This window comes from Candidatus Marinimicrobia bacterium CG08_land_8_20_14_0_20_45_22 (assembly GCA_002774355.1).
In the GTDB taxonomy this organism is placed as follows: Bacteria; Fidelibacterota; UBA2242; order UBA2242; family UBA2242; genus 0-14-0-20-45-22.
This window is the reverse complement of the sequence record PEYN01000143.1, coordinates 1-13,189: the sequence shown is the minus strand read 5'-3', so window position 1 is coordinate 13,189 and position 13,189 is coordinate 1. Positions and strand designations below refer to the sequence as shown.

At 46.2% G+C, this 13,189-nt stretch carries 6 protein-coding genes; all 6 read right to left on the bottom strand.

The annotated features are described in order from the left end of the window. Positions 1–230: 230 nt before the first annotated feature. A complete protein-coding gene (locus COT43_08380) occupies positions 231–3,440 on the bottom strand; it encodes a laminin G (GenBank protein PIS27859.1) in 3,210 nt (1,069 codons plus the stop codon). A 24-nt stretch (positions 3,441–3,464) separates the two neighbouring features. Next, on the bottom strand, positions 3,465–4,490 hold the full coding sequence (locus COT43_08375) for a hypothetical protein (GenBank protein ID PIS27858.1): 1,026 nt from the start codon (positions 4,488–4,490) through the stop codon (positions 3,465–3,467). A 12-nt stretch (positions 4,491–4,502) separates the two neighbouring features. Then, positions 4,503–5,903, bottom strand: a complete 1,401-nt coding sequence (locus COT43_08370) for a hypothetical protein (protein ID PIS27857.1) — start codon at positions 5,901–5,903, stop codon at positions 4,503–4,505. Further along, positions 5,900–9,148, bottom strand: coding sequence for a hypothetical protein (locus COT43_08365; GenBank protein PIS27856.1), 3,249 nt, complete (start codon positions 9,146–9,148; stop codon positions 5,900–5,902). Before COT43_08365 ends, COT43_08370 begins: the two co-directional genes overlap by 4 nt. Beyond that, complete coding sequence (locus COT43_08360) at positions 9,141–11,792, bottom strand: hypothetical protein (protein ID PIS27855.1); 2,652 nt, start codon at positions 11,790–11,792, stop codon at positions 9,141–9,143. Before COT43_08360 ends, COT43_08365 begins: the two co-directional genes overlap by 8 nt. Before the next feature lie 75 nt (positions 11,793–11,867). Beyond that, positions 11,868–13,189 (bottom strand): hypothetical protein (locus tag COT43_08355; protein ID PIS27854.1); only part of this gene is annotated, 1,322 nt, incomplete at its 5' end.

Sequence of the window (13,189 nt, the reverse complement as noted above, 5' to 3'; positions counted from 1 at the left end):
TCAGCCCAAGTTGTAAATAGCCATCCAATGTCTTTATTGTTAAATGTAATCCTGCCACTATACACATATCCTAAAGTATCATTATCTGGAAACTGTATATTTATCTCTTCCCAGGTTTGAGCGAGTAAAGTCTGATTAATTAATACGAAAAATAAAAAATATATTAATCTTGATTTGTAGTGAGAATTATGCATCGTCACCTCTAATTAAGAGCTTTATGGTAATCCGATTCACTTCAATTTCACGCACTTCTTCACCGCCGTGAAATCGCCGGCATTCAGGCGAATGAGATAAATTCCCGAACTCACGTTTTGCGCGTTCCAGACTGCCGAATAATGTCCGGCTGGTTTATGCTCATCAACCAGGGTCTGCACCAACCGCCCGCTCAAATCGAAAATCTGCAATTTAACCGCAACCGCCCGCGGCAGATCGTATTTGATTGTGGTAACCGGATTGAATGGATTGGGATAGTTCTGAGATAAATTGAAAGCAGTCGGTATTTTCTCTGGTCCGCCGTGAATAGCACTTGGTTCAGCATAAAGTTCCACGATCTCACCAGCCGATAAAGTGTAGTTATATATCCGGATATCGTCAAGAGTGCCTTTAAAATTGTACGTGCTGACATTAGGCAGAACCTGCCCGATCATCAGGTCGATCGTGGTCGTTTTGATGTCACCGGAAAAGGTCGCGTGGCTACTCAATTCACCATTGACATACAGATCGAAATTAGTACCGTCATACAGCCCGACAACATGGTACCATTGATCGGTGGTGATTACCGTTGGCGAATCGAGGTCTTTGATTCCGTTGTTGATACTGGCGTTAGTTTTAATTGTCCAGCGGATCTTCTTGGTGGTAGTGAGAGAAAATTTCCAGCGGTTTTCATAATTGCCGTGCGAAATCGGATAGGATTCGCGATCAGTATATAATGCCGCGGGATTCATCCAGAAGCTGACCGTAATTGCATTGGTGAAATTCAGGCTGACGCTGTTTGGCACGCGGATATTGTCGGAAGTGCCGTTAAAATAATAAGCGCAATTTGGATTGCCGAAGCGATTAGCGGTCAGATCGGCGCCGTTGACGGTTCCGTGATTATTCTGCCCGCTCAGATCATCGGCATTTCCCGCAAAGACATAATATGCCACCGGCACGCCAATCTCATGACTGGATGTATCGCCGACTACGATCAGAATGCTATCAGAGGTCGCACCGCCGAACTGATCGCTTACGGTACATTTAATTGAAAAATAACCGGGTGAGTCTGGCGCCTGCCAGATCGCCTGCGCACTGTCACTCTGCAGTATCCCGTATGCGACCGACCAATCGAATACCAATGAATCGTCATCGGGATCGCTGGCACTGCAACGGATCAAGGTCGTATCGGTCGGCGCGATCCGGCGGGAGGTTGCGGTCAGACTGGAAATGATCGGCGGCTGATTCTGCGCGGTGTAAACCTGGATTTGAATACTATCCGAAACCGGCTCGTTGACGCCGTCGCTGACCTGGCAGGTTATTGTCAGAGTCGTGTCTTCTTCCGGCATTGTCCATTCTATCACGGATGAATCGATACCAACCTCCGCTTCATTAATAAACCACTCAAAATGAAGTTGGTCGGCATCCCGATCATGGGCTGTGCAGTAAATCTGATAAGTCCGACCAGCCTTGAGCGTGGTCGAATCGGCTGCGATTGACTTGATGCGCGGTGGATAATTAGTCACCGTTTGCCCGGAATGATAATCGACCACAACATCATTCACCAGCATTTTCTGGCCGGCATAGCGAACAGTTCCGCCGGAAGGCGTCAGAACCGCGAGAATTGCTTTATCTGCTGGAACATTTATGTTGGTTTGGCCGGTGACACCCGTAGCAAGAAAAGTTTTTGTGACTACATCGTAGAGATCTACTGTTTGCGTTCCGGCATCCAGAGTAACTGATTTCATTTCGCCGTATGGATTATAAAAAAGGTAACTCGGATAGGCATTTTTCTGAAAATAATCGGTCTTGCGCAAATCAAGTTTTAAAATTCCTGTGACATTCGTCGTATCGATAATTCCGCCTAAAATTCCGACATGCGACGAACCGTACAGGGCAAAATTGGTAGATCCCCAATTACCTTCGATCGCGTCGCCGGTCGCGAAAGGGCTGATGCCAGTATAGAGTGCAAATTCCCGCAGGGATTCATGGGCAATAACAGCCTCCGGATCATACGCATGCGCCCAGACTTCACCATCCTGATGGTCGTCCGGCAGGTAATTCGCGTAAAACAGGCGCGAGGCATTAGCCAGATTCAGCATCCATTTGCCGATCGCCCGGGCGAAACGACTGTCATAGCGCAACATTGGCACCAGCGCGCCCGCCATTTCGAAACCGTTCATCGCAAACGCGTAACCGTCACTAAGGGCTTCGCCGACTAATCCATGGCAATCGTAGTCGCCCCATTTGCCGAGCGTTACGCCCCACTGCCGGGCATTGTCTTCCGGGTCGAAGCACCAGTTCACCATTTTTTCAATGTCATAGGTCGTACCGAGTTCGGCATTCATGCGGGCGGCGGTGTAAACACCGTATGGTAATTGCAATTCATATGACGGATTAGTGGAATAAGAATTGAGAAATTCCAAACACCATTCGGCGCCGATGCGATATTTGGCCTGTCCGGTTTGGATATAGGCATTATATAAAAGCCAGGCGATCGCGCCGGCGGCTTCCGGTTCGGTTATGCCGGATGTGTGCGGTTTCATCGTCGAGAGATACCAGCCGCGGTAGTTCATCGAGGGTTTATGCCAGGGCGCCGCACTGCCTCCCATAGCGACTACCGCTCTCAGCCATTGATCAGCCACAGAGGTTAACTGAAAATCAAAATCGCCGGTGCCCGGATAAAGATCGTACAATTGGTAAAAGAATACATTCGGCATCAGAGCATACCACCAGTCGTCGCCGCTCTGACTGACATAATTATTCAGATAAACGTTCTCATCCGGTCGTTTATTGAACCACTCCTCGCAACCCAACACCCAATTATAGCCATTCTGGTCGCTCTTATCGATGCCGACCAAAGAAGCGCCAATGACAGCCGGAAGGGCATTGATCGCCTCGGCATTTTCCGGATCATGCGTTCCGACGACCGTATGTAGACCGAAACTGGAGTGATTGGGGTAATTCACAGTATTATTGTTGATCCAGACCAGCGGCAGATGATCACCGGTGCGCGTCAGGTCGAAGACAAGGTTGTCATAGCCGCGTGCTACCTGTTTCCAGTCGCGCATCTGGTATGGCGACGGCAGGTTGGGCATCTGCCCAACGCGTGAAATCGGAATTTGTTGGGAATATCCTCGAATCATAACGATCCCTGTAAAAAACACTAACATCAGGAAAATTTTAAGGGAAGATCTCATTGCTTTATTTCGGTTGGTTTTGCGGTTTGTCTTTCTCCTCGACACCATCGACTGAAGTTAGAAGATTCCAGGTTAAAAGTCCAATCGCAACGTAAACCGATTGGCCGCCTGCAAGCGCCCGAAGTCAGCATAAGCATAGTCAAATTTAATGTATGACTGGCCGAACATTTTATACCGCAGTCCGCCGCCGAACGTTAAGCCTTCTTCGGTGTCCGACTGTCCAATCGCCTGAAATCCACCACGGATATACAGCATTTCCAGGATCGAGACTTCGGTGCCAATGTTGATGCTTTCCGTGTTATTGATCGGATGAAAAGCGTCTGCCGTGATCGTCATTCGGTAATTTTTTCTATCAAGTAGATCATAGGCAAGCCCGATTTGCATATTCAATGGCAAAGGCCATTCATCGGTGATGAGTTTTCCCATGATGCGGTCGTTATTGCCGTCAATACTTGGATCGGCATCATAGTAAATGATTAGGTCACTGCCGTCCATCATCATCGACGGACCAAAATTCGTGATCGTCGCGCCAATCCTCAGACCGCGAAAATTTGTCCGGTAAAGGGTACCGATGTCAAATGCCACGCTTCGGGCTTTTTCATGCCAGACACGTTCTTCGATATATTTTCCAGTCATACCGACTGAAAACCGATCGGTCAAAGCGAAAGAGTACGTCAGACCGAAAGCGTAACTTGTAGCGTCAAATTCCTCGCCGGTTCCGTCCGGATAATCAACCGTTCGCACAGCCATTTTCGGAACAGTCATTGCGTCTAAGAAAACACCGGCGGATCCCCACCGTCCAAACGGAATGACGGCGCCCAGATAATTAAAACTGATGTCAGACAGCCATTCAACTCTTTCAAATACCGCCTCCGCATTTTGCATACGCGCAATACCGGCCGGATTCCAGTAAAGCGCCGAAACATCATTCGCAACGGCCACGAAAGCGCCGCCCATTCCGATCGCCCGTGATCCGACGCCGACTTCGAGGAACGGCGCCGCGGTCGTTCCGACATTCGTTAGTCTTCCTGAACCAGCGTACATCGCCGAGACGGTAATTAAAACGATCGTAAATAATCTTTTAACATTTGACGTCATATTTTACCTCAATTATTGTGTATGAAAGGCTACAAAGTCGATCTTGCGAGCCAAACTTTCATCGGTTGTCTTAACAGCCATAAGATTATCGCGATAAATATGGATTTTTTCGGCAGAGCACAAGCTGGCTTTGTAATCTGTTATAAATTTTTCAAGTCGTTCCTGCGAATTGGTCGTATCCGGATATTGGTCATAAAATTCGCGCCCTAAATGCGCCAGCATTTTACGCATCAGAAGATATTCGCGGCGACTTCGTTCTTCAGCAATCACCGAAGGTTTTCGATCCAGCCGCTCCCTCCGGCCCTGTTCGGACAAAACCCAATCGCGGGCGTACATTCCTACGGCATTTTTTAGACTTTCACGAAGATGTCGCTCACTTTTATATGAAATTTTCACCGGATTGACTTTGTAATTCAGGAGCACATCCGCAACGGTCAATCGGCCAGATTTGAAAACAGCAATGTCATCATTCAGAAAGTCGCGCCTGTCGGATGAGATCGTATTTATTTCCTCATTGGAAATATATTGCGTAAGCGGCGTATTCTTGGTCGGTCGGTTTTTCCAGATATGCGCGGTCAGTATATTAAGAGCCGCAGCTTTAATAGTCACGTTCTGCGGGTCCATGACATGCTGAACATACTGCGAGGCGACTTTTTGTTCTTTGCGTCTTCTCAATACTCCATGAATACTTTCGCGGTTTGCTAGAAACTCATTCTCGCGGAGCAGAACTTCCCGCTCTTTCTCGACCACCTGAAAAACATGATACAGCCGGCCGTCAAAAAACGGTACTGAAAGTTTCTTCATGGGTAAATTATAAAGCAAGTCGGTCACATCAGCCGGCATATCGGACCACTTGACCCGGTCGGCTAAACCATAACACGGGATATTCACTTGTCGGGCGCCGGGAAAAAGTGGCGTATGTTTAAGTTGCCGCGTACCGAACGAGACTTTTTGCGCGATGTCGGCTTGTCCGCTCACGAAATGCCGGACGAACAGCGTGGTTTTTCGCTGTTCGAAAGCGGTGCGTTCTTCCGTTTCCGCGACTGTGACCGGCTTGCGGACATGCTTCAGATACAGTTCGCGATTGATAGCCAAGCGTGTATAAAAATCGACGGATTTTAGCAAGAGCGGATCGTCATCTAATTTTTGACGTTCGGCCTCACGGGCGAGCGTGATCGTATCGATCAACTGATTCAATATAACCTGGCGCGCCTTATCGCTCGGCAGATTGGTTAAAGAGCGCGGTGCCAATTCATAAGCAAAAGCAAATTCTTCCGCGGTAATCACCCGGCCAGCGACCTTTGCGACCGGTAAATTTTCGGCCTTGTGGGAGCAACCGGTAAAAATCGTCAAAACGATCAGCAGGCTTACTGAAAAGCAAAAATGGTTTTTATTTAGAATGATATTTATCATTTTATCAGTGCAAACTTCCCGATTTTTGTGCCAACGCCTGGGGCATCTACATGAAAAATATATATCCCGTAAGCGATTTCATTGCCGTCTTTCGATAAAATGTCCCAGGGTTCCATGCCGTTATCGGCCGTACTATTATGCTCGATCGTATCGACCAGATAGCCACGGACGTTATAAATCCGGATCGTGCATTGTTTCGGTAAATGGAAGAAATGCAGGCGCCTTTCGCCCCGTCCGTACTTATATAGATTGGTCGGCTCCCAGGAAGCCGTCACGACATACGGATTCGGCACCACACAAATATCGTCCAACTCGGTTTTGGCTAAGGCATCACTGGAATCAGCACCCTGTAAAGTTAGCCGGAACTTATCTCCCAAGCGAAAGGGTTTGGTGATGGCCAGGTACCATTTATCACCAGCCTGCGGGGGATCAACAGTAGTCCAGAGGGTATCCGCAAAGGGCACTCCCTCTACCCAGACCGTGTCAATCTCAAATTGCGGCGTAAATTGAATCATCCAGGATGTGTAGCGCTTATAAATAAAATCAGCATCCGGTACAATGATAATAATATCATCACCATGACTGTATTTACCATTTGTATCTATATCCATTATTGCGAAAAGCGCCTCCATGGAATCGGTGACATTATAGATACCAACATTGGAAGGTATTGATTTTATCCCAAATACATTCTGGGACATCGTATGGACTGTATCATAAAATGTAATGATATAATCTGATGGCTGATTAATATTTAAGCGGATGAATTCGTTACCTACCTTTATACTTTCATTTCTCGGATCTAAGTGGATTTTGGGAATATAATCAAAACTGCCTTCCAGAAATCTCGAGTTTTCTTCATCAATCCAGATGGAAGTATCATTATAAACCGTCAGCGTGATCCCGCTAAATAATGGACTCTCGGCGCCAGATTGATTAACATAGATACTATCGAGCATCAAGGTATCGGCCGCAACATCGCGTACTGAATAATATGGAAATTTTTCCGTGTGAAATTTAGTGTCTTCCATAAAAGCGATCTCAACGGTTGTTTGATCCGATGGAATTTTAATCTTCTCAACAATCTCGACCGTGATACTGCCCGTACCAGGCCCGACATGCTCGACATCGCCATCGATCCTGGCCGGAATGTAGCCAGCTGTCGCGGGGCGGGGCACCGCCACTCCGCAGTTGATATCCGTAAAGGTCACCTGACCAAGTGAATTCATCGAGATAATCGCGGAACATTCCGAAGGCTGAAAACCTTCGACTCCGTCATTACTATAGGTAAATAATCCGTAATCGTAGGAAACAATTGCATAATAATAGGTCTGGCCATTTTTTACATCTCTATCGGTATAAGCATGCCGAATTCCGGTATCATTGCCAAGATTAAATTTTACTCCATATATGTCAACCGGGTGAGGACCTTTTTTGCCATCCTGTAAATCAAACTGAACAACTGGTTTCCGATACGTCTTGTTACCGTAGGAATCGGTGATGATCTTGCTTTCTAAAAATTGTGGTTCGGTTCCTTTATAGATAAGATAGCCTTCAAAATCAAATTCCTGTAAAAATGGATCAAACGATTTTTCCGCCAAATCATCCCAGACTAACGTGACTTCACCATCGCCCGGATAGATTTTCAAGGTCGGTTTGAGGGGCGGTTTGGCAAACTGGTAATCTGCATTATATATTTGCTGGACTGCTTTTTTATTTTTGACAAGGTCGTCCTTGTCTTCCCCAAACAGTAACGCCATTGAATAGCGCTCAATCTGATCGATCATTAACGGAAAAGATCCCGAAGAGAAAAACATGCTCAGATTATTCGGTTGCACAATTTCATCCAGTGGCGGAGCCAAGCGACTAAAAACGTCCCAGTTGCCTTCATCATCGATCAACTCATACCGGTGAGTTGGAAAAATATCAAATCCGGTCAATCCAATCTGATCAGATTCATCCGGATCCTTGTCATTATAATTAGGTTCGCCATCGGTTGGCCGGCCGTCACCTTCTCCTTCATCAGGACCAATATAATGTAAATCGTATGGTCCCACGCCATCTACCCCGACATCATTGTTTAAAAACTCTCCGGTATCCCAGACCCCATTGCCATTGGCATCTGTAAACGGTACCCAGTCACAGTCTTCGTCATTTGACCAGTGGGGCGACGGCGAATACCCATAAACCCGCATAAAATTTGCCCTGGTTATATCATTAAAACCATAAGGATATTCATCAATATATTCTCCCGGACCATCGCTTTCTCTGGATTCATCAATCATACCATCGCCGTCATTATCTTTCCCATCGGTATCAATACCCGGGCTTTCAAGGAATGCATAGCCGGCATAACCGATCGGATACCAGTTCCCGGGATAGCCGACCGCGCCAGGAGGTCCATATGCAAAAGCAATATCCAGATCCAGATCATATTCGCCAATGTTTTGAATATTGCCACCCACACCGCCAATGCCCCAATCAATATACTGTGAGAAATAGGACTTACGATAATCATGCGTAGATTCATTTTTTATATCGTACAACCAGAATATACAATCTTCAGCCAGAACCTGACTCCATTGAAAACCACGGGCTTTTACGAACAGTCCGACTCCGCCGCGGGTCGAGTCCCGCTCATCACAATAAAAATTCATATGCAGATTGGGTTCTTTGTCCGGACTGTCATCAAAAACAAACATGGTCTCGAGATCCGCATTAAATATTCCCTTGCCAAAAAATCCATTCCAGTATCCGGTCCAGGAAGGTTGATCCGGCCAGTATTCCGGCCAGGTAATCGGATTATTGCTCATGGCCGGTGAAGAGTTGGCCTTTTGATCGGTGTTAAACCAATTTGGCTGGGCTTCAAATCCCCAGGGCACGCCTTCCGGCGACACATCGACAAATTCCCGATACTGGGTCGCCATCGGATGAATAAGTACCCCGCTATCATTGAGCGCTTCAACCGATACAATTAAGGTAATATCATCCAGGTAATGCCGATCAGGAGAGGGCCAGCAACCGGAAGGATCGTCCGGATAACTTCCGACTTCACAGTAATTCCAAAAAAAGGTATGTACGAGGTTGCCATTCATCAAGCCCCGGCGACGATATAACTGGTTTCCGCGCATACTGGCCGGCGTTTGGGCCTGCAGAGCATGCTCCTGAAAACCCACTATTCCAATTAATAATAAAAGCAAGGCCGTTTTTTTCATGTTAAACATATTCATATTTCTCTCAATCATTCTGACCGAAATTAATCGAGCACCCGATAATAATCTTTCGGGGTTCATCATAAAAATTGGGTTGGATATACCATTCTTTCTGGGTTTTATAGCCACGATAAGTCTCAAATATCATATTATAGTCATAATCTGCCGATCCACTCGAAGCATATACATCCTGATTATTTTTCCGGTCAAATAAATTGGTAATTTTTATAAACGGTGAGAGCGTGACAAAATTAAATAGAAAATCCTTGGTTAGGTTTAAATCAAAGGTCATCGTTACCGGTTTACGCTCACCATTTAAAATCCGGTTATTATAATGGGGAGATTCGCGGGTATAGGGAGTCCCGCTCCCAATTTTACCAATTATGCTCAGACGATAACCCATTTGAGTTGTGGTCGTCGTCATGTTCAGGGAATGAGTTTGATCCCAGTCAAGGGGTTGTCGTTTCTTTTCAGACTGAATCGGAGGTTCAGACTCCTGATTTTTAGATTCGTCCAGCGGATCGGAGGCATTACCGGTCGCGGATTGATAGGTATAATCAACCGAGAAACCGATCCCGCCAGGAGCTTCACGCATTTCCAGGGCGACCGTTATACCTTTGACATTGGCATAGTCTCTATTGATAAAATGCCAGAATTTGCCCCCATAAATATTCTGTAATGTCACCTGTCCGATCAAATCACGGATATCTTTATTATAGCCGGTCACGTCAACGGTAAGATGGGCAGTGATGGCCTGTTTAATGCCGATTTCATAACTGACGGTTTTTTCCGGCTTAAGCTCCGCATTACCCATAATGTTAAAACTGCCCCGCGGAGGCTGATCACCTTTCAATTGAATCAGCGACACCTCAAAATCAGGATTAATGTAAAGATGTTCATAGTTGGGTATCTGAAAGAAATGACCATACGAGAAGTGAATAACTCCCTGGTCGGAGATGGGATAGGCAATTCCAATCCTCGGACTCAGCTGGCTGGAAGTTTTTGCGGGTCGTTTAGGGGCATCAACCGTACTATAGAAGTACTCCGGTACGATTCCGTCAGGATCAAAATAATCATACCGTAGTCCCAGATTAATGATCATCTCTCCTAACTCAAGTTTATCCTGAATATATGCCGAAATTTCAACCGGTTCATGAGTGTAGGAATTATTATACCAGGATGAATCCGAAGGAATCTGAATTATATTATGCTCATCAAAATAGAGCTGATATTCATGCAACCAAAGTTTGATTTTTTTATAACTGGCACCGAGTCCGACCGTTTGATTTTTTGTAATTTGACTCCGCAAATCAGTCTTTAATAATCCGGTTCTGTTGTTCCGGGAATGATGCCACATCCGCATGCCACCGGTTGCAAAACCGTTCGAATTGTTTTGCGTCAGATACTCAAGTGGAACGTACCTTGGATCAAAGGGATTTTTATACACATATTGAGCATATTCCGTATAAGACTCTGAGGCATTTGCCGTTAAAAATGTGGATTGCCCAAACATATGCGTAAATTGCAGTGAATGCTGATAACTGTGGCTTTCATGATAGTAATTACCGTCGGGATTATATTTAAAAAATCGATCAAAATCACGGTGTTGTTCATCTTCAAAAAAACCGGTATAGTTAATTTTATCGCGTTGTGACAATTTAAAACTGATTTTACCCTGCAGGGTTTTATTTACGTTCGGATTCAGCGGAACATAAGCACTGTCACCAGTTGACTGGATGAACTGTTCTTCCGGCTTTTCAGAAAAATATGAATAGTCGCTGGGGCGAAAAATGCGTTGGCCGTACTGCCAGCCATCGTTCTTGGATAATCTGCCCAATATTGAAAAAGACAATCTCTCTTTAAATAATGGGACCGGTCCATTTAAGCTCATCTGGAGATTTGTGATTGAAGCCGGATTTACATCACCAATATTCATAAACGTTTTTGTATGGCTACTAACATAATCACCAGCATAGAGAGTTATTTTACCAGAATATTGTTTTTGGCCCTCTTTTGTCACGATATTGACAATTCCGGACATAGCCTGACCATATTCGGCATTGAAAGTGCCACTGATTACTTCAACTTCCTGAATCATATCGCTTTCGACGTCGAACAGATTGTCGCCGGAGTAAGCGTCGTTCATGGGTACGCCATCCACAATATACATCACTTCGCCAGCCCGTCCGCCCCGGAAATGTCCTTCGACCACCCCGGCCTGTAATTCAATGATTTCGCTGAGATTCTGAACCTGGAGATGCTCGATTTGATCGGAATTGACTCGAAACGAGGTCGAAGTCACATCCTTTTTAACGACTGGCACCTGAGCTATGACGACGACTTCTTCCCCTTCCAGAATCGCCGTACTCATTTTAAAATCGAGCGACGTGGTCAAATCGACATTTACCTGTACATTTTTCTGAATGACGGTCTGATACCCGATCATGGTAGCTTTCAGAGAGTATGTGCCTGGTAGAACATTTAGGATGGAGAAATAACCTTCCTGATCCGACGCGGTTCCCAGAGAAGTCCCTTCCAGCATTACGTTGACCCCCACCAGGGGATCACTGCTATTTTGGTCGGTAATCCGGCCTCTGATCTTACCGCTTGTACCCGCTCCGAGAAGCGAAAACAGGCATAAAACACTCCCTACTAATGAAATTAGAGCTCGCTTCATAAAGAGACCTTCCCAAATGATTAAGTAAATCCTCCGAAGGCTGGGAAAGCCTCCGGAGGATTTCTTGTCAAATAATTACCGAACGAGTACCATTTTATGCGCTATACGCTGATTATCAGTCCTCAAAACGTATAGATAAATACCGGTCGGCAGATTCTCGCCAAAATCATTGCGAGCATCCCAGGTCAGAGTATACGTTCCAGCATTCTGAACCGTGTCAGTCAGTTTGCGGACCTGCTGTCCCAGAATGTTGTAAATGGTCAGATTTACTTTGCTTGACTGTGGAAGAGTATACACGATTTTGGTTTCCGGATTGAATGGATTCGGATAGTTTTGCAACAACGCAAACTTAGCCGGAATAGTCCCGGTATTTTTATCCTCGGGGATGATTCCGACATCCGGAGCATTCACCATTTTCTCTACGCTGAAGTCATCGAACCAGGCCGTTCCGGTTACCCAATTGTTATACCGGGCGCGTACCGAGATTCCGGTAGCATCATCTTTGGCCTGATGAACCGCTTCATAATGCCTCCAGCCAGTCGTGCTGTCGCGCTGATCTACATAGATAAACCGGTCGCCCTGATCACTCCAACTGGTCGCAATATCACCACCGTGAGTGAAAAAACACAGGTTGATCCCACCATCGACATTCTCACTACTGACATAGGTAAATTCACCCATTCCGGTAGTGTTCACTTTCTCAGTCTTGACCCACACCCCAATCTTGTACCAGGCGCCCGCCTCGGCGGCATAGGGCTGTGAATAGTAAACCAACTCACTCTGTGAGGTTAAGGTGTCTGCATCCTGATACAATACCACCGAATAATCACCCGTATGGGCTTCCGCATCCGTAACCTTCGTATAGTTACCATTGCCACCGTACCAATCCATCCAGCCGGCTACATCCTCGGCCCCACCATTGAAAATTCCCATCGTCCAATCCGGGGTTGTGTTACAGTCTACATCATCAAAATAAACTGTCCCGGTCGCATTCTTACCCATTAACAAGGTCACAAAAACCTGCTCCGGAGCTTCACCCAGCATGACAATATCACTCAGGTCGGCCCAATCCACATCCGCCGCTGACTGATCCGCCCACAAGGTCCCCGAAGACAACTCAACCCCGGCCGCGGTCTTGAATTCAAAGAGAATCCCAATCTTGGCATCCTCATTGGCCGGATTGATATTCACTCCAACCGTCTTGACCGATGCTTTGATTGAGAATGTCCCCGATCCGGCATTGTTCCAATACTTATTGGCATTGTCATCAGATAACCAGCCGATTACATTCGAACTCACGGCGCTCTTCGTAATCTTAAAAGAACGAAAACCAGTCTTGACATTCGTGCTGGTATCCGTTCCCACACCCAATTCCGTCCCGAAGGTACCATTCAGTA

Coding starts and splice junctions, on each gene's coding strand:
- COT43_08380 (PIS27859.1), bottom strand. CDS start 3,440: ATGGTGTCGAGGAGAAAGACAAACCGCAAAACCAACCGAAATAAAGCA.
- COT43_08370 (PIS27857.1), bottom strand. CDS start 5,903: ATGATAAATATCATTCTAAATAAAAACCATTTTTGCTTTTCAGTAAGC.
- COT43_08360 (PIS27855.1), bottom strand. CDS start 11,792: ATGAAGCGAGCTCTAATTTCATTAGTAGGGAGTGTTTTATGCCTGTTT.
- COT43_08375 (PIS27858.1), bottom strand. CDS start 4,490: ATGACGTCAAATGTTAAAAGATTATTTACGATCGTTTTAATTACCGTC.
- COT43_08365 (PIS27856.1), bottom strand. CDS start 9,148: ATGATTGAGAGAAATATGAATATGTTTAACATGAAAAAAACGGCCTTG.